The organism is Neorhizobium sp. P12A (genome assembly GCF_008365395.1).
Lineage (GTDB): Bacteria > Pseudomonadota > Alphaproteobacteria > Rhizobiales > Rhizobiaceae > Rhizobium.
In genome coordinates this window covers 1-17,338 of the sequence record NZ_QOVX01000013.1, presented here as the reverse complement: position 1 = coordinate 17,338, position 17,338 = coordinate 1, and the positions used below count along the sequence as shown (strand labels likewise).

The 17,338-nt window shown below is 60.3% G+C and carries 16 protein-coding genes and 1 pseudogene; 5 read left to right on the top strand and 12 right to left on the bottom strand.

The features are described from left to right. Window positions 1-6: 6 nt before the first annotated feature. The 5 genes from DTW90_RS26365 to DTW90_RS26345 form a co-directional block, all read right to left on the bottom strand. On the bottom strand, window positions 7-783 hold the full coding sequence (locus tag DTW90_RS26365) for a molybdopterin-binding protein (RefSeq protein WP_132524533.1): 777 nt from the start codon (window positions 781-783) through the stop codon (window positions 7-9). Next, entirely contained in the window at window positions 780-1,634 is an 855-nt protein-coding gene (locus tag DTW90_RS26360) for a cytochrome b/b6 domain-containing protein (protein ID WP_132524535.1), read from the bottom strand. Before DTW90_RS26360 ends, DTW90_RS26365 begins: the two co-directional genes overlap by 4 nt. 158 nt (window positions 1,635-1,792) lie before the next feature. After that, window positions 1,793-2,416 (bottom strand): hypothetical protein, encoded by a 624-nt coding sequence (locus DTW90_RS26355; RefSeq protein ID WP_132524537.1) that lies wholly within the window; start codon window positions 2,414-2,416, stop codon window positions 1,793-1,795. 213 nt (window positions 2,417-2,629) lie between these two features. Next, a complete protein-coding gene (locus tag DTW90_RS26350; RefSeq protein ID WP_132524539.1) occupies window positions 2,630-3,214 on the bottom strand; it encodes a TetR/AcrR family transcriptional regulator in 585 nt (194 codons plus the stop codon). Between the two features lie 104 nt (window positions 3,215-3,318). Next, window positions 3,319-4,380 (bottom strand): class I SAM-dependent methyltransferase, encoded by a 1,062-nt coding sequence (locus DTW90_RS26345; RefSeq protein ID WP_149342182.1) that lies wholly within the window; start codon window positions 4,378-4,380, stop codon window positions 3,319-3,321. 189 nt (window positions 4,381-4,569) lie between these two features. Between DTW90_RS26345 and DTW90_RS37250 the strand changes: the two genes are divergently transcribed. After that, the gene (locus DTW90_RS37250; RefSeq protein WP_188080058.1) at window positions 4,570-4,716 is read left to right on the top strand and encodes a hypothetical protein; all 147 of its coding nucleotides are present in this window, start codon (window positions 4,570-4,572) and stop codon (window positions 4,714-4,716) included. A 69-nt stretch (window positions 4,717-4,785) separates the two neighbouring features. Then, complete coding sequence (locus DTW90_RS37245; RefSeq protein ID WP_188080057.1) at window positions 4,786-4,923, top strand: hypothetical protein; 138 nt, start codon at window positions 4,786-4,788, stop codon at window positions 4,921-4,923. Between the two features lie 42 nt (window positions 4,924-4,965). Here DTW90_RS37245 and DTW90_RS26340 read toward each other — a convergent pair whose 3' ends face one another. Further along, window positions 4,966-7,149, bottom strand: coding sequence for a DUF1217 domain-containing protein (locus DTW90_RS26340; RefSeq protein ID WP_246665057.1), 2,184 nt, complete (start codon window positions 7,147-7,149; stop codon window positions 4,966-4,968). 151 nt (window positions 7,150-7,300) lie between these two features. Continuing rightward, window positions 7,301-8,647 carry a formimidoylglutamate deiminase gene (locus DTW90_RS26335; RefSeq protein WP_149342178.1) on the bottom strand — a complete coding sequence of 449 codons (1,347 nt, stop codon included), beginning with the start codon at window positions 8,645-8,647 and terminating at the stop codon, window positions 7,301-7,303. 150 nt (window positions 8,648-8,797) lie between these two features. On the opposite strand from DTW90_RS26335, the gene hutI reads away from it, so the two are divergent. Genes hutI through hutU form a run of 3 tightly spaced genes read left to right on the top strand, consistent with a single transcriptional unit; the run spans window position 8,798 to window position 13,282 of the window. Further along, a complete protein-coding gene (gene hutI, locus DTW90_RS26330) occupies window positions 8,798-10,060 on the top strand; it encodes an imidazolonepropionase (protein ID WP_132524547.1) in 1,263 nt (420 codons plus the stop codon). Then, window positions 10,057-11,592: a histidine ammonia-lyase gene (gene hutH, locus DTW90_RS26325; RefSeq protein WP_149342176.1), complete on the top strand. Its 1,536-nt coding sequence runs from the start codon at window positions 10,057-10,059 to the stop codon at window positions 11,590-11,592. Before hutI ends, hutH begins: the two co-directional genes overlap by 4 nt. 1 nt (window position 11,593) lies before the next feature. Further along, a complete protein-coding gene (hutU, locus tag DTW90_RS26320) occupies window positions 11,594-13,282 on the top strand; it encodes a urocanate hydratase (RefSeq protein WP_132524551.1) in 1,689 nt (562 codons plus the stop codon). A 54-nt stretch (window positions 13,283-13,336) separates the two neighbouring features. Here hutU and DTW90_RS26315 read toward each other — a convergent pair. From DTW90_RS26315 to DTW90_RS26295, 5 genes and pseudogenes are all read right to left on the bottom strand, one after another. Then, window positions 13,337-13,751: pseudogene (locus tag DTW90_RS26315) on the bottom strand (type II toxin-antitoxin system VapC family toxin). Further along, window positions 13,748-13,996 carry a type II toxin-antitoxin system VapB family antitoxin gene (locus DTW90_RS26310; RefSeq protein WP_132524555.1) on the bottom strand — a complete coding sequence of 83 codons (249 nt, stop codon included), beginning with the start codon at window positions 13,994-13,996 and terminating at the stop codon, window positions 13,748-13,750. Before DTW90_RS26310 ends, DTW90_RS26315 begins: the two are co-directional and overlap by 4 nt. 120 nt (window positions 13,997-14,116) lie before the next feature. Beyond that, a complete protein-coding gene (locus tag DTW90_RS26305) occupies window positions 14,117-15,472 on the bottom strand; it encodes a tetratricopeptide repeat protein (protein ID WP_149342174.1) in 1,356 nt (451 codons plus the stop codon). 206 nt (window positions 15,473-15,678) lie between these two features. Beyond that, complete coding sequence (locus tag DTW90_RS26300; RefSeq protein ID WP_149342172.1) at window positions 15,679-16,503, bottom strand: sugar phosphate isomerase/epimerase; 825 nt, start codon at window positions 16,501-16,503, stop codon at window positions 15,679-15,681. A 51-nt stretch (window positions 16,504-16,554) separates the two neighbouring features. Continuing rightward, window positions 16,555-17,338: DUF993 family protein (locus DTW90_RS26295; protein ID WP_149342170.1), on the bottom strand; the 784-nt coding region annotated here is incomplete at its 5' end.

The following is a 17,338-nucleotide window of genomic DNA, read 5'->3' as shown; positions in this document are numbered from 1 at the left end:
GCCGGCTCAGATGCCGGCGTACCATTCATAGCCGCGGTCTTCCCAGAAGCCGCCATTCCCGCCCCAGATATCGCTGAACTTGTCCCTGACCTCGATGCGCATCAGGTATTTGGCGTGCTTGTAGCCCAGGTGACGCTCGACACGCAGGCGCAAGGGAGCGCCATGGGCGACTTCCAGATCCTTATCGTTCATCGAATAGGCAAGAATGGTTTGCGGATGGAACGCGTCGATAAGATCGATGCTTTCATAGTAGCGGCCACTGCCGTCAAGGGTCTGTTCGAGCTCATCGGCACAGTAGAAGACGACATAACGCGCGCCCGGCTTCACCCCGACGCTGCGCAGCAGGAGACCAAGTGGCACACCGGTCCATTTGCCGATCGCGCTCCAGCCTTCGACGCAGTCGTGGCGCGTGATCTGCGTTCGGGACGGCAGCTTTTTCAGATCCGCGAGCGAGAGGTCCATCGGCTGGTTGACCAGGCCATCGACTTTCAGCTTCCAGGTGGAAAAGCCGTTCTCCACCATCGCAGCATATTCCTCGCTACCCGGCTGGCTGGTGCCGTTCGGGCGGAAGGTCGGAGAGATATCCTTCTCGGTGAATTCGCGCGCGAGCTTCTGTTGCGGCACGAGCAGGCGCTGGCTGCGCATGGTCAGCTGCTCGGCCATCGCCAGGACCTTCTGCACGTTCTCGTTCTGCACGACATCATCGCACCCGGTCAGTCCCACTGCGCCGAGCGCGGCCCCGGAACCGATCAGAAAGCGTCGGCGGTTTATGATCGAGGTCATATGTTCGATCCTTCGGTGCGGATAGCATAGCGCCCGGTCACCATGGAACGGAGGTTGTTCCAGAGGCCAGAGAGAATGACCATCACGAGATGGACGATGACGAAGAGCACGATCGTCCAGGCGCTGATGAAATGGATGCTGCGCGCGGTCTGCCGTCCGCCGAAGACGTCCAGCAGGAAGGGATAGCCGGCGTCGATGCCCGGCGACATGGTCAGGCCGGTCGCCAGCATCAGCGGCAGCAGAATGAAGATGACCACGAGATAGGTGACCTTCTGCAGCACGTTATAGTGCCGCGCCTTGTCGCCCTTCGGAAAACGCAGCCGCGCATGGTCGATGATTTCGTGCCAGATATTGCGGGGCTTCAGCTCGCCGCCCGAGGGCGCGAGATCGCGGCGGAAATGGCCGGCGGCAAAGCCATAGACGAGATAGACGAAGCCATTGATGACGAAGAGCCAGGCAAAGAAGAAATGCCATCGCCTGCCCGTCGCCAGATCCTGATAGCTCGGGATTGTCGCCCAGGCCGGAAAACCGCGCTCGGTCATTTCGCCGTCAACCCTGGAAGCGCCAAGAATGCCGGTCGTCGGGATCGTGATGTCGCCAATCCGGGTCGTGCCGCGCAGCGTCTCACCGTCCTCGACTGCCTTCATCTGCAGCCAGGACGGATCGGCATCCGCACCATACTGACCCCAGTAGAGTGCCGGATGCGCGTTGAAGATCTGCATCCCGCTCATCAAAAGCAGGCTGAGGCACAGGACGTTGATCCAATGGGAGATGCGCGTGACCAGGGAGTGGCGACGAATGTAGACGGTTTTAGCTGATGGCAACGACAGACCACCTTCGCTCTCGGCCATGACGGTACTCCTCGTAAGAGTGGAAGGACCGATCGTCGCCTATGGCGTCATCCCTCCCACGAATAGGAATACGATGCTTAGCGGCAATTTGTTACAGTCCGGGAGAGATTTTTTGCCATGGGCCGCTGCCGCGTCCGCGACGCGGCCCATGGAATGGATCACATCGGCGGAACAACACCGTTGAGACCCACAGCGACGCGATCGGTGGAAACCATGCCATCGCCGGAGCTGTCGCCGGTGATGAAGACGCCTGCACCGGCCTTCAGGTCATCCTTGCTCGCGGATGCGAAGGTCACGACCGGCGTGCCATCAGGAATATTGATCTTCTTTTCCTTGCCCTGGAAGGTAAGTGTCAGCGTCGGGCCACTCACCGATTTGACGGCATTGGCGACGGTCGCATTGGTCATCGAGCTGTTCGGCTTGGAGTCCCAGGGACGATCACCCTCGCCGGTGCCCTTCATCGCAGCCGGGAACACCACGACCTCGATTGCGCCGTTGACGCCGCTGGAGGTCGGCACAGATGCGATGCCGACAAAATCGCCCGGCTTGATATCGGCAGCGGATGCGTTGACGACGCCGGCCACGGCCCAGCCTGACTTCAGCATCACCATGATTTCCTTGCCGTCATGGTCCTTGACCTTCAGCGTATCGCCGTCGAGGCTTTCGATGGTGCCACGCACGCGCACCCGATCTGCGGCGTTTGCTGCCTGAACAGCGGCGAACGTGACGACGATACCCGCCGCCAGCGCAAAGGCGCCCTTTGCCAGATGCTTACGATCCATCTTATATCTCCTTTGACTGACCTACTAGTCGGTAGACGTTCCGACAACACAACTGGATGCCAGATCGATCGATTTGGGCGACGAACAATCTGAAAGCGTTCGCCCAATCCGTCTCTCTGCGATATGGGCGATCCTATCCAGCCACCGACAGAGCGGCCAATCAAACAATGGTGAGGCTGACTTGATCGCAAACAGGCGCTTGCGCACCCGTGATCAATGACGGACTGAAAGCCGATCAAACAGCGGCCCGACGATCACAGCAAATGCCGCCTCGTCGCCTTCGACGCGCGCCGAGAGCATTGCACCATGAACCGTTGCCATAAACGTGGCCGCCTCGTCGGCAGCCGTGCGGGATAACGAAAAACGCCCCTGCCGCACACCTTCCTCCATCACCGAAGCCAGCCAGGCGGAAAGATCGCGGAAATGGCCACGCACCTCGACCGCCACATCAAGCGGCAGCACCGGAAGCTCCGCCGCGAGCATGGCGCAGATGCAGAAGGGCGCCGAGCTATCGCGAATGCAGGCCTCCCAATAGCCGGTATAGGCGCGCAATCGCGCGACCGGATCCGGAACGCTCGCCTCCAGCGACGCCATCGCCGCGCGAACGCCTTCGCGGTAGCGCGCCACAACGGTCCGCACAAGGTCGGCCTTGGTCGCAAAATGATGATGGATGCTCGCCTTTCTGATACCCACGGATTCAGAAATATCAGCGTAACTGAATCCGTTATATCCGCCGAGAATGATCAGGTTGCCGGCGGACTGAAGAATCTCGTCCGCTTTGGAAGAAGGGTTTCGCATGGGCAAAACCTGCCCAGCGCAGAGAAGCTTGTCAAGCAGATCGAGAGGGGAAGCCCGCGGATGGACCCGGGCTCCCCGGAGCTGCTATCTAAACTCGGGTTCGCTCAGGCTTGCACCTCGAAGACCATATTGAACGGCGTTTCCGTCGCCCTCCGGAAATGATGGAATCCAGCATCCATCGCGACTTTGCGGAGCTTCATTTCTCCCGCCTGCGCACCCAGTCCGAGCCCCACATCCTGGGATAGCGAGGCAGGCGTGCAGATCATGGTTGAGGCGGAATAGTAGACCCTGCCCACCGGATTGAGATTTTCCTTCAGCGTGTCATGGGCAAATGGTTCGACGATCATCCAGATGCCATCCGGCGCCAACGTCTCCCTGACGTGCCGACCGGCGCCAACAGGGTCGCCCATGTCGTGGAGGCAATCGAACATGGCAACGAGATCATAGCCTTGTCCAGCAAACTGATTTGCCGGCGCCTGTTCGAACGTCACGCGATCGGACACGCCGGCTTCCTTCGCCGCCTCGCGCGCCCGCTCGACGGACGGACCATGATAGTCGAAGCCATGGAATTTGGATTCGGGATAGGCCCGGGCCATGAGGATCGTGGATGCCCCGTGGCCACAACCGATATCGGCCACCCTTGCCCCTCTTTCCAGCTTTTCCTTCATGCCCTTGAGCGCGGGGATCCATTCATCAATGAGGTGATTGTTGTAACCTGGCCGGAAGAATCGCTCGGTCCCGCGGAAGAGGCACAGGCTGTGCTCATGCCAGCCGAGGCCCTTGCCCGTGCGAAACGCCTCGGCCACCTTCGGCTCATCCATCCACATGGATTGTATCATATCGTAGGCGCCCATGAAAAAGGCGGGGCTGTCTTCCTGCGCAAAGACCATCGCCTGCTCCGGTGTCAGGCTGAAGCGGTCGGTCCGCTCGTCGTAGACGATATAGTCGGATGCCGCCTGTGCGGACAACCACTCCCGCACGTAGCGTTCCTTGACGCCCACCCTGCCTGCAAGCTCCGCTGCCGTCAGCGGTTCACCATCGGCCATGGCTTTGAAGAGACCGAGATGATCTCCAAGAATAACGAGGGCGCCGGAAGTGGCCGCCCCGATATCTCCGAGCAATCGATTAACGAAGGCGTCGAGTTTCTGCATGTCAGGTTCACGCATAGTATCCTCCCGTGGATAAAGCAGCGTCAGGCCAGCAACACGGTAAGAACAACTCAACTCGGCTGTCTTGAATGAACCGATCAAACTATCATCCCAAAGGGGGTTCCCCATGGGCAACTGCCTCAAAAACCTCGTGCTCTTGTGTTATTTGTCCCATAACGGTCACACTAATGAACGGAGCAGCGAGCGATGGCGATCCGCCCCCTACTGATCGGCCTTTCCCTCATCTTTGCCTTGGTTTTGGTCATTCTCAGCATATTGCTGGTCAACCCCTCGCAGCCCATGCGCGAGTCCGAGGGTCTGATGCCCAATCAGCAGAGCCCATCGCAACAGTAGATCAGCAACGCTACGGGAACCCAGGCCCATCGCCAAGCGTTTTGTCGCGAAGGTTGATGAGGATACCGTATGCGAGTGATGATTGCCGTCGTAGTTCTGATGATCGCTTCGATCCTGAGTCTCGTAGTCCTAAACCCCTCGGGCGAAGGGCAGGCAGCCAATGGCGGCCAGCTGGAAGCCAGCATAACACCGCCGCAGGCCAAATAGCGGCCCGCGGCAAATGTTTCCCAATCTCTTCGGACAACCCCGTCAGCGCGACCGAAGCTGGGCGATGGAAAGGAGCGTGTCCGCGTTGATTCCGACCGCTCCCCCCCCGGTTAGGATGGAAAGCGATGGCGAATTGGCAGTGCCATTCTGTTGGTCGTACATCGCCGTGAACCGCTTCAGCAACGAATCGACTTTTTTCGGATTCTGCAGGTCCTTGATGTCGATGAACTGCTTCAACGCCTCGGCCTGTTTGTCGACATCCATGTTCGATATGCCGCTCGGCAAGTTGAACGTCGTCGTGATGACCTGAAACAGAGCCTTGTCCCCCATCAGGTCGAACATCGAGGTCACGCCGGAAGCCTTGCGCTCGAAATAGAGTGCGAGCCGAACCCCGTCGCTCGTCTCTCCCTCCTGGTTCTCCAGGGTTTGACGAAGAAACGTTGCGTTCAATTGCTTCAACCCGATCTCCGACTGGGCAACGCCTGAAGTGTCCCGCGTCAGATTACCCTTGGTGTCGAAGTTGAACGAGACGACGATATCCTTGATCTTGGCGTTTTCGGGCTTGTTGAGAATGCTCTTCGCGTCGTCCGGATCCGCAGCGAAAGCCTTCTTTAGGAAGTCCTTGTCCTTCTCATAGGTCTTCGGGTCCAGGCCCTCGGCAGTCAGCACGAAGGAAACAAGCTTCTTGTCGGCAAGGAAGTCCGACGCTGTCTTCACCTTGCTCATAGTCTCTTTGAAATAGTCGGTATCGTCCTGCACAGTCTTCTTAGCCGCCGTCAATTGTGCGCCTGTCAGCAAGACGGTCTTCTGCTTCTTGTAGTCGGACGCATATTTGCTGATCTGATTTTGAGACAGCGCTTCCAGGGGCGTTGTGATTTTGCCGTCGCTGTCGAAATTGAACGCCTTGGCGAGTTTCACCAGACGGTCGTCCTTCAGCGAGTTGACGTAGCTCTTGGGATCATAGGGATCGCTTGTCAGAACCTTGCGAAGGTCCGATTTGGTGATCGTATCCGGTTCGATCCCGTAGGCCCGCAGCGCAACCTCGTACAGTTCAGGCTGCTTGTCGTTCAACGGGCTCTTGTCGTCCTTGTTGCTCAGGAAGAAGTCGTCGATCGTCTTGATGCCGCTGGTCGTGCGATTGATGAAATTGTTGGCGGCGTTGGTCACATCCAGATCATGGCTACTACTGTAGTTGGCAAGATAGTCTTTCGAAGTCAGCTTTATCTGCTCATCGCTCTGAGCCGGGGTTCCACTGGGAAGCGTCCCACCCTGGTTGAAATTGAACTTCTTGACCGCTGAGGCAAGCCCCAGAATGTTTGCAACGCTCTTTGGATCATCCAGATTGCTCTTGAAAACCGACTCCGCCGACGTCGCACTCAGCGTTGCAGGCATGTTGAACGCCGACTTGATATAGGCGAAAAGACGGGGATCGCCGGTCAGCTGCGAAACGGTTGTGATCGACCCGATCTTGCTTTCGTAATAGGCCTTGTTGTACTTCGCCGCCGTCTCCGTGACATAGGACGGAACGGTCAGGTGATAGGCCTCCACCAGCTTAGATGTCTGGTCGGCGGTCTGGGCCGTATCGCCGGACAATGTCCCGTCGGCCTTGAAATCGAACAATCCGGCAAGGGTCTTGAAGCCGGCAATGCCGCTCTGATTGGCGACGCTGTTGGGATCGTTCGGATCGCTCGTCAGAACGGACTTGAGAAAATCCTTCGACACATAGGTCGGATCGATATCCGTGGCCTTCAGCATGAAGTCGCGCATGCGACTGTCGTTGAGGAGGCCGCTGACGTTCTTTACCTTGCCGATATTGGCGTTCCAGTAATCCGCCTCGGTCTTTGCCGATGTCTCTTCGTCGGCAAACGAATGCTTGTAGAGGCCGATCAGCTCGTCTTCCTGGGCCTCCGACTGGACGTCAGCAGTACCGTTTCCGCCGAAGTTGAAAGCCGCAGCGAAATCCTTGTAGCGCTGGTCGGACATGCGGTTTGCAAAGCTGTTGTCGTCGCTGAGATCGCTCTCCAGGACCTTCTTGATGAAGGCTTTCGCATATCCCACATCGTCAAGGCCATAGGCCTGAACGGCATAATTATAGAGACGATAATCGCCCATGAAATCGTCAACGGTTTTCACCTTGCCGATATTCGCATTGTAGTAATCAATCTCTCGCTTTGTCGCCGGCTGCGCCGCGACGCGATCGAGCGCTGCCGGGATATCACGATTCACGATCGAATATCCAAGATACGTGGAAAGCATTGAAGCCCCCTTTCCCCACCTGCCTCCGGAAACAACGGAGACCGGCAAGGAATTACACGGGGACCTTGCGCGAAGGTGATCCCAACCACCTCTCGGCTGCAACGGTTCAGTGGAGCCAGCCTCAGCCGGCGAGCAGTTCCTGCATGGCAGCGCCGAAGCGTTTGGCGATCGCCTCGCGCTTCACATGCCGCCCGCGCTCAACCTGCTTGCGCCCGAGCGCCCAGACGCAATCGACGGAAACGCCGCCGGCAAAGATCCACTGGTCGAGAAGTTGATCGTCGGCGAGATAGGGAACCGCGGACGCGTCGAGCGACACCATATCGGCGAAACCTCCCTCGGCAAGACCGGACCCGGCCCTCAGCGCAGTACCGCCACCGGCCAGCGCGCCCTCGAAGAGCGAGCGAGCCGTGGAGCCGCCCGTTTCGGCAATGACGTTGCGGGCGCGCAGGCCAAGGCGCTGCGAATATTCGAGCTGGCGTAGCTCTTCGGGGATCGAAATCAGGATATTCGAATCGGAACCGATGCCAAAGCGACCACCCTCGCCAAGGAAATGCGGTGCGGCAAAGATCCCATCGCCAAGATTGGCCTCGGTTATCGGGCATAGGCCGGCAATCGCACCGCTCCGCGCCATGCCGCGCGTTTCCGCATCCGTCATATGGGTCGCATGGATCAGACACCAGCGATCATTGACCGGTGCGTGGTCGAGCAACCATTCGACCGGCCGCTGCCCGGACCATGCGACGCAATCGTCAACTTCTTTCGTCTGCTCTGCCACGTGGATATGGATCGGCCCTTCACCAGCGGACCCAACAGCTGCAGCCAGTTCCTCCGGCGTGACGGCACGCAGGCTATGTGGCGCGATACCGAGTTCCGCCCCCGGCAGGCGTGCGACCACCGTTTGGCAGCCGGCCATCAGGGCCTGGAAACTATCGAGCGAATTGATGAAGCGTCGCTGTCCTTCGATCGGAGCCGTCCCGCCGAAGCCGGAATGAGCGTAGAGCACGGGCAGAAGCGTCAGGCCGATGCCGGTCTCAAGGCTTGCCGCCCCGATGCGCTCAGCCAGCTCGGCGATATTGGCATAGTGGCTGCCATCCTTGTCGTGATGCAGGTAATGGAACTCGCCGACGCGAGAGAACCCCGCCTCCAGCATTTCCATATAGAGCTGTGCTGCCACCGCCTCGACATGTTCAGGCGTCATCGACAGCGCGAATTTGTACATAACCGTCCGCCAGCTCCAGAAGCTGTCGTTGGCGGGGCCGCGCACTTCCGCGAGGCCCGCCATGGCGCGCTGGAAGGCATGACTGTGCAGGTTCGGCATGCCGGGCATGATAACCCCATGGCGCTCGTCGCCGGCTTCCGGCGCGGCACCGATTTCGATCGAAGCAATCCGGCCATCGGCCAAGGTCAACCGCACGTTTTTCTGCCAGCCGTTCGTCAACAGCACCGATTCCGCATGAAGTCTGGTCATGGCCTCTTCCCTTCTTTTCTGGCCTTCTTTTCTGGCCTTCTTTTCTGGCAGTGCGCATCTTTCTTTTCCAACAGAAGCGCACAAATTCCCACTTGTCACCTTTTCCATTATGTATATACATGATGCCCAATAAAGAAAGGCGCAAAGCTGATGAGTGGGAACAGTTTTTTGGCGCGCAGCTCGGACATCGAGGCCCGTCCGCGCCTCTGGCGCAACGTGCGCCTGGCGACGCTCGCCGCAGATCAGGCCGGGTTGGGCATCATCGAAAAAGGCGCGCTCGTCACCGAGGGCGGTCGGATCAGTTTCGTCGGCGCGGAGAGCGATCTTCCCGTGGCTGCGATCGAGAAGGCGGAGATTGTCGATCTCGAAGGCCGCTGGGTCACACCCGGCCTCGTCGATTGCCACACCCACATCGTCTATGGCGGCAACCGCGCCCGTGAATTCGAGATGCGGCTGGAAGGCGCGACCTACGAGGAAATTGCACGCGCCGGCGGAGGCATCGTGTCCTCCGTGAAGGCGACCAACGCGCTTTCCGTCGGCGGTCTTGTCGAAGCAGCCCTACCGCGCCTCGATACCTTGCTCTCCGAGGGAGTGACGACGATCGAGATCAAGTCGGGCTACGGACTGAACGTCGAAGCCGAGCTGAAGATGCTTCAGGCGGCCCGCGCGCTCGAAACAATTCGCCCAGTCCGCGTCCTGACCTCCTATCTCGGCGCCCATGCGACGCCGGTCGAATACAAGGGCCGCAACAACGAATATATAAGCGATGTCGTTCTGCCCGGACTTGAGCAGGCGCATGCGGAAGGGCTCGTCGACGCCGTCGACGGCTTTTGCGAGGGCATCGCCTTCTCCACTGACGAAATCGCCCGCGTGTTCGATAAGGCAAAGGCGCTGGGCATCCCGGTAAAGCTTCACGCCGAGCAACTCTCCGATCTCGGCGGAGCCAAACTCGCGGCCTCCTATGGGGCGCTGTCCGCCGACCATCTCGAATATCTCGATGAAGACGGCGCCCGCGCCATGGCTGCGGCCGGTACCGTTGCGGTCCTGCTGCCGGGTGCTTTCTACGCCATTCAGGAAAAGCAGAAGCCGCCGGTCAGGGCGCTCCGCGACGCCGGCGCCCATATCGCTATCGCCACCGACTGCAATCCCGGCACCTCGCCGCTGACCTCGCTGCTTCTGACCATGAACATGTCGGCCACGCTCTTCGGCCTGACCGTCGAGGAATGTATCGCCGGCGCCACACGCGAAGGTGCACTCGCCCTTGGTCTGCTCGACGAAACCGGCACGCTGGCGGTCGGCAAATCCGCTGATCTGGCGATCTGGAATGTCGAGAGCCTGGCCGAACTGGTCTACCGCATCGGCTTCAATCCACTCCATGCACGTGTCTTCAAGGGCGAAAGGATCGACCGATGACCATCGCGCTTCATCCCGGCTCCGTCTCGCTGAGCGAACTTTCCGCAATCTATTGGAGCGGCGAACCGGCAAGGCTCGATCCGTCCTTTGACGCCGGCATTGCAAAAGCCGCGGCACGCATCGCCGAGATCGCCGCCGGCAATGCACCGGTCTACGGCATCAACACCGGCTTCGGCAAACTCGCGTCGATCAAGATCGACAGCGCCGATGTCGCCACCCTGCAGCGCAATCTGATCCTGTCGCATTGTTGCGGCGTTGGCCAGCCGCTGCCGGAAAACGTCGTGCGCCTGATCATGGCCTTGAAGCTGGTCTCACTCGGCCGCGGCGCCTCGGGCGTCCGGCTTGATCTCGTTCGGCTGATCGAGGGCATGCTCGAAAAGGGCGTCATCCCCGTCATCCCAGAAAAGGGATCGGTTGGAGCCTCCGGCGATCTCGCTCCACTTGCGCATCTGGCCGTCGTCATGATGGGAGAAGGCGAGGCCTTTTTCGCCGGCCAGCGGATGGATGGCGCTGCGGCACTTGATAAGGCCGGCCTCAAGCCAGTCGTACTTGCGGCCAAGGAAGGCCTTGCGCTGATCAATGGCACACAGGTTTCGACAGCGTTGGCGCTTGCCGGGCTCTTCCGCGCCCACCGTGCGGCCCAGGCCGCGCTGATAACAGGCGCCATGTCGACAGATGCGGCCATGGGATCATCCGCTCCCTTCCATCCAGACATACACACGCTGCGTGGCCATCGCGGCCAGATCGATACGGCAGCTGCCCTGCGCGCTCTCCTCGACAATTCCGTGATCCGCCAGAGCCATATCGAGGGCGACGAGCGAGTGCAGGACCCCTATTGCATCCGCTGCCAGCCGCAGGTCGATGGCGCCTGCCTGGATCTCCTGCGTTCCGTGGCCCGCACCCTCGAGATCGAGGCCAATGCGGTCACCGACAACCCGCTGGTTCTCTCCGATAATTCCGTCGTGTCGGGCGGCAATTTCCACGCCGAGCCGGTCGCTTTTGCCGCCGATCAGATCGCGCTCGCCGTGTGCGAGATCGGGGCGATCGCGCAGCGACGTATCGCGCTGCTCGTCGATCCGGCCCTCTCCTATGGCCTGCCGGCCTTTCTCGCCAAGAAGCCGGGCCTGAACTCTGGCCTCATGATCGCCGAAGTGACTTCGGCGGCGCTGATGAGCGAGAACAAGCAGATGTCGCACCCGGCCTCTGTCGATTCGACGCCGACCTCGGCCAACCAGGAAGACCACGTCTCCATGGCCTGCCACGGCGCCCGCCGCCTGCTCGGCATGACCGACAATCTCTTCGGCATCATCGGCATCGAGGCGCTGACGGCGGCACAGGGTGTGGAACTGCGCAGCCCGCTAGCCACCAGCCCGGAACTGCAGAAGGCGATTTCGACCATCCGCGCCGCAGTCCCTTCGCTCGAAGAAGATCGCTACATGGCGACCGACCTCAGGGCCGCAGGCGATCTCGTCGCAACAGCCGCCCTCAACCTTTCCGTTTCCGCAGGTATCCTGCCCTCTCTGGAGATCTGACATGACCAGCAACCCACGCCACAACATCCGCGAAATCCGTGCCCCGCGCGGCGACCAACTGAACGCCAAGAGTTGGATGACAGAAGCGCCGCTGCGCATGCTGATGAACAATCTCGACCCCGATGTGGCGGAAAATCCGAACGAACTGGTCGTTTACGGCGGCATCGGCCGCGCCGCCCGCACCTGGGCCGATTTCGACCAGATTGCCGAAACGCTGAAGACGCTGACGGAAGAAGAGACCCTGTTGGTTCAATCGGGCAAGCCGGTCGGCGTATTCCGCACCCACAAGGACGCGCCGCGCGTCCTGATTGCCAATTCCAACCTCGTGCCGCACTGGGCGACCTGGGATCATTTCAACGAGCTCGATAAGAAGGGTCTTGCCATGTACGGCCAGATGACGGCCGGCTCGTGGATCTATATCGGCACGCAGGGCATCGTCCAGGGCACTTACGAAACCTTCGTCGAAGCCGGTCGTCAGCACTACAGTGGCGACCTTAGGGGCAAGTGGATCCTGACCGGCGGCCTCGGCGGCATGGGCGGCGCGCAGCCGCTGGCGGCCGTCATGGCCGGCGCCTGCTGCCTCGCCGTCGAAAGCGACGAGACCCGCATCGATTTCCGCATCCGCACCCGCTATGTCGACGAGAAGGCAAGGACGCTCGACGAAGCGCTAGCGCTGATCGACAAGTGGACCAAGGCCGGCGAAGCCAAGTCCGTCGGCCTGCTCGGCAACGCCGCCGAAATCTTTCCCGAGCTTGTGAAGCGGATGAAGGCCGGCGGCCCGCGCCCCGACATCGTCACCGATCAGACCTCGGCTCACGACCCGCGCAACGGCTACCTGCCGGCCGGCTGGACCGTTGCCGAGCACAAGGCCAAGCGCGAGAGCGACCCGAAGGCCGTCGAAGTTGCTGCCCGCGCCTCGATGAGGGCGCATGTGGAGGCAATGGTTGCCTTCTGGGATGCCGGCGTTCCGACGCTCGACTACGGCAACAACATCCGCCAGGTCGCCAAGGATGAGGGTCTCGAAAACGCGTTCGCCTTCCCGGGCTTCGTGCCTGCCTATATTCGCCCGCTCTTCTGCCGCGGTATCGGCCCCTTCCGCTGGGCGGCTCTGTCGGGCGATCCGGAAGACATCTACAAGACCGACGCCAAGGTGAAAGAACTGCTGCCCGACAACAAGCACCTGCACAATTGGCTCGACATGGCCAGGGAGCGCATCGCCTTCCAGGGTCTGCCGGCGCGCATCTGCTGGGTCGGCCTCGGCGACCGCCACAAGCTCGGCCTCGCCTTCAATGAGATGGTGAAGAACGGCGAACTGAGGGCCCCTGTCGTCATCGGCCGCGACCACCTCGATTCCGGCTCGGTCGCCTCGCCGAACCGCGAGACGGAAGCGATGAAGGACGGCTCGGACGCCGTTTCCGACTGGCCGCTGCTGAACGCCCTGCTCAACACCGCATCGGGCGCCACCTGGGTGTCACTGCACCACGGCGGCGGCGTCGGCATGGGCTTCAGCCAACATTCCGGCATGGTCATCTGCGCTGACGGCACGGATGACGCGGCAAGGCGCTTGGAGCGCGTGCTCTGGAACGATCCGGCCACCGGCGTCATGCGCCACGCCGACGCGGGCTATGACATCGCCATCGAATGCGCCAAGGAAAAAGGCTTGCGGTTGCCCGGTATTCTCGGGAACTGATTGGATCGCCGATCAAATGAACTCAAAGACGCCGCCGAAAAGAACGGCGGCGTTCTAGAAGTCCCATGGCGAAATTAATTCGACGCCCGTGGTACTAAAGTCGCTGAGGTTACGGGTCGCAAGTTTGCCTCCGTTTACCCCGCGCTATCGCGGCGATCATGCCATCAGGCACGGACATCACACGCCCCTGGCGTGCCGCGGATCCCATGATTTCGCCGTAGGCAAGAGCGGCCTCTTCCGTCAATCCGAATATCCGGTCTGCAAAACGTCTGCGCCATTCGTAAAGACCTTGCTCCAGACGATCCGCCCGTTGATCGGGCCTAATTTTTTGAATGCCGAAAGCAACTTCAGCAATTGTCACAGTCGGCAACGCGAGTTCGGAGTCGTAGCGCGTAAGCCATGCGACAACAGCTTCGTCGGGATATCTCTTCAATGTTTCCCAGACGACATTCGTATCGAGCAGGATCAAAGGTCGATACCCTTGTGAGGCTGGCGACCTTCTCGGATAACGTCTTCCAGATCGATATCTGTACCACTTTTTTCTGAAAGCCGACGATAGAAGGAAGACGCAGGCTCACGCCCAGTTTCCCGGATATCGTAGGCCTCCAATGCCCTCTCAACGATCTCCGCGATCGAACGATTTTCTCGGCGAGCTAGGCGATGGGCGAGATCACGCGCCTTAGCACTTCTGACTGAGAGTTGAGGTTCAACCATCGGAATCTCCTTTGCAGCAAATATAGACCCCGACAGGGTTGCCATCAAGATGGCAGCTGACGGCTAGCCATCCAGCGGTTCCGGTTGCCAACCATCATGCTGCCAACCGGATGACCCCTCTTACGCAGGCATCACTATCAGGCTGCTGCGATCATGGCCAACGACCAGTTCGATCGTCTGGCCCGCGATAACCTCAACCGGCTTGGGGAAGGTGTGCAGCACCTGGAGCCAGCCGCCGTCATGGTAATCGTCCGGATGGTTGCTGAAGGTGATATCGTCGATGAGGTCGATATGCATCCACTGCACGATACCGGTCGCCCGACCCGAAACGCTGACAGGCAGCCTTATCTTCCTGCTCGCCGCTGCATGTTTCGGCTGCGTAAGGTCGATGCTGACCAATTCGAAATCGTCCGATAGGCGCGTCCAGCCTGTCATCGTCCCGTGAAGGGGCAGGCGGTTCGGTGCCAAGGCATTGAAGCGGGAGACATCAAAGCCGGAGGCCGTCTGGACATGGGCATATTCGGCAAGGGTGTCGCTTGCCACAAGGCACCCGAGCGCCGTCGCCGCGCGCGGGATGATGATCGCATCGTCGCTGAGAAGCCTTGAATGCGCATCTTCGAACGTCGCTATGACATGCTCGGCCAGCAGGTCGCTTGAAAGAATCTCCGAGATCAGAATATCGGCGCGACTCTCCATGTCCTTGCCGATCACCAGATCCTGCGATGTTTTCGCAGCGACACTGATCCTGTCCTCGAACCCGTTATCGGCAATGATCTCGGCAGCGGTCTTCGCAATGACGGGGACGGCTTCGCAGGTAGCGATATTCCTGGCACCAGCTCGGGCCGCCATCATCGAGAGCAGGCCGCTTCCCGAGCCGATATCCAGGATCTGAGCTTCAGCACCGCGCATTTCGATGGCGCGCTTGATCGCGGCCTCGAACGCATCGTTTCTCGGCTGATCGTTCATCATCGCAATATGCCAGAAGGGCACGATCGCCGAAGACAGACGCCGGATCTGGTGCCGGACGTCGATATTGTCTGGCTGCAGTCGGAGAACCTGATGAAACATCTCCAATGCCTCATCCCGGCGACCGGCATCCGACATGGTCACAGCGAGATTGTTGAGAATCAGCGGATTGCCGGGCGATACCGAGAGCGCCAGCTTGTAGCAGGCAATGGCATCGGCCAATTGGCCGCGCTTGTGCAGAATGCCGCCCTTTTCGAGAAGGCCGACCAGATGGCCGGGCTTCAGGGTCAGCAAACTATCCCAATAGTAGAGTGCGAGCTCGTAGTCGCCGCGCTTCGCGACGATGCCGGCCAAGAGCGGCAGGATATCCTCGGTGCGGTAGTCCCGGTTCAAGACCTGCACATAGTGCTTTTCCGCCGTCGGAAGATCCCCCGAAACGTGGGAACTCATAGCCTCATTCAAGGATTTGCGCGCAGCGAGGCTGTCGTCATTGTTTTCGATCGTCGACATTACGTCTCCCATGGTCGTTTCAGTGCACACGGCAATGGAGGTAACAACCGTGCCCCTCCCGAGGCTTGCGCCTTGTTCGGTGGCCGACTGATTTTCCGCCTACGATCTACATTGGAAATCCACCCCGTATGCCCCCTACGGCGCGGCGCAGCCGAACGTTACAAGGGCCAGAAAAATTTCAGCAAGGGTGCCAAATCACGCTTTGCTCAGCAGACGGTGCGAAACCGTTCGATGCATGTGGAAAGCACCTCATGGCCGGGCCTCTTCCACCAGTTCTGAGCCGAGAATATCTCGACCTCCTGAGCGCCGAAATATCCAGCCTTTTCAATGGCCTTGCGGATACGCTTCAGGTCGATGACACCGTCGCCCATCATGCCGCGGTCAAGCAGCAGGTCCCGGGTCGGCACGAGCCAGTCGCAGATATGGTGAGCCAGAATTCTATTCGACGTCCCTGCCCGAGCGATCTGATCTTCAAGCTCCGGATCCCACCACACGTGGTAGACATCGATCGCAACGCCAATGCCGTCGCCCAGGAGATCGCAGATGTCGAGGGCCTGCTCCAGCGTGTTCACGCAAGCCCGGTCGGCCGCATACATCGGATGCAACGGCTCGATCGCCAAGGGAATTCCGGCAGCCCGCGCATGCGGCAGGATTGCCTCGATGCCCTCGGCGACCATCTCGCGAGCACCGCGGATATCGCGCGAACCGGGGGGAAGCCCGCCGACAACGAGGACGAGACAGTCGGCGTTCAGTGCCGCGGCCTCATCGATGGCCCGCTTGTTATCATCGATGGCTGCCGCCCGTCCGTCCGCGTCGGCGGCGGGAAACATGCCTCCGCGGCAGAGGCCGGTCACACGGAGCCTGTTGTCCGCGACGATGCGCGCGGCTTCATCGAGACCGATCGCATGAACCTGGTCACGCCAGGGCGCAATTGCCGTGATGTCCTGTTTCAAGCAGGCCTCGACAGCCTCGCGCATGTTGTATTGTTCTCGCACGGTGGCGAGATTGATGGAAAGGCCTTCGACAGCCATTCTGCTTGTCCTCCCACCCAACCGCCGGCCCTCTCTGCCGGAAGCAGGTACTTAAATTCCAGCAGTCGCGAGTATCGTCTTCATCCGTGTTGCCGCCATATCAGGATCACGTAGGACGCGAGCCTTGTCGGCAAGGCGAAAGAGTTCCGAAAGATGCAGGATGGAGCGCGTGCTTTGCTGGCCGCCGAGCATATGAAAATGGTTCTGGAAGCCGTTCAGATAGGCGAGGAACACCACGCCGGTCTTGTAGAAACGCGTCGGCGCCTTGAAGATATGCCTTGAGAGCGGGACGGTCGGCGCCANAAGATCGTCCTTGGAGCCCCAGTAGCCGCTGAGCGCCGGATCGAACATGTCGCCGAGCCAATGAATGATGACGGGCTCGCGCACCTGGGAGAGTATCCGGTCATAGACGCGGACATAGTCATCCGGTCCCTTGGCGGCAGCCGCCAGGGCGCGGCTTGCCATCAGGATGATACGGCCGCCCTGCCCTTCGACAAAGGCGAATTGTTCCTCGTAGGCCCTGATGACGTCATCCACGCTGACGTCAGGACCGGATGCAAGGTGATCCGTACCCGCACCATAGGCAATCAAAGCGTCGGAACGGCCGCGTGCCGCCGACTGGGCATGGGTGATCAGCTCCTTTGCGCCGGCCCAATCGAGCCCCATCCCGCGTTGCGCCGTGTCCATGGCCTCGGCGACGCCGAGACCGAGGTCCCAGAGATATTCGCGAAACGCGATCGTGCGCTCCCAGTCGATGTTGCGATCAAGCCAGGGATCGTTGTCGGCCAGCGGGTCGACGACGACGTGTGCCGCGGCGAAGGCAACACGGTTGAAG

What these genes read in the sequence shown, in the direction of transcription:
- DTW90_RS26365 (WP_132524533.1), bottom strand. Translation starts at nt 783, where the DNA reads ATGACCTCGATCATAAACCGCCGACGCTTTCTGATCGGTTCCGGGGCC.
- DTW90_RS26360 (WP_132524535.1), bottom strand. Translation starts at nt 1,634, where the DNA reads ATGGCCGAGAGCGAAGGTGGTCTGTCGTTGCCATCAGCTAAAACCGTC.
- DTW90_RS26355 (WP_132524537.1), bottom strand. Translation starts at nt 2,416, where the DNA reads ATGGATCGTAAGCATCTGGCAAAGGGCGCCTTTGCGCTGGCGGCGGGT.
- DTW90_RS26350 (WP_132524539.1), bottom strand. Translation starts at nt 3,214, where the DNA reads ATGCGAAACCCTTCTTCCAAAGCGGACGAGATTCTTCAGTCCGCCGGC.
- DTW90_RS26345 (WP_149342182.1), bottom strand. Translation starts at nt 4,380, where the DNA reads ATGCGTGAACCTGACATGCAGAAACTCGACGCCTTCGTTAATCGATTG.
- DTW90_RS37250 (WP_188080058.1), top strand. Translation starts at nt 4,570, where the DNA reads ATGGCGATCCGCCCCCTACTGATCGGCCTTTCCCTCATCTTTGCCTTG.
- DTW90_RS37245 (WP_188080057.1), top strand. Translation starts at nt 4,786, where the DNA reads ATGCGAGTGATGATTGCCGTCGTAGTTCTGATGATCGCTTCGATCCTG.
- DTW90_RS26335 (WP_149342178.1), bottom strand. Translation starts at nt 8,647, where the DNA reads ATGACCAGACTTCATGCGGAATCGGTGCTGTTGACGAACGGCTGGCAG.
- hutI (WP_132524547.1), top strand. Translation starts at nt 8,798, where the DNA reads ATGAGTGGGAACAGTTTTTTGGCGCGCAGCTCGGACATCGAGGCCCGT.
- hutH (WP_149342176.1), top strand. Translation starts at nt 10,057, where the DNA reads ATGACCATCGCGCTTCATCCCGGCTCCGTCTCGCTGAGCGAACTTTCC.
- hutU (WP_132524551.1), top strand. Translation starts at nt 11,594, where the DNA reads ATGACCAGCAACCCACGCCACAACATCCGCGAAATCCGTGCCCCGCGC.
- DTW90_RS26310 (WP_132524555.1), bottom strand. Translation starts at nt 13,996, where the DNA reads ATGGTTGAACCTCAACTCTCAGTCAGAAGTGCTAAGGCGCGTGATCTC.
- DTW90_RS26305 (WP_149342174.1), bottom strand. Translation starts at nt 15,472, where the DNA reads ATGTCGACGATCGAAAACAATGACGACAGCCTCGCTGCGCGCAAATCC.
- DTW90_RS26300 (WP_149342172.1), bottom strand. Translation starts at nt 16,503, where the DNA reads ATGGCTGTCGAAGGCCTTTCCATCAATCTCGCCACCGTGCGAGAACAA.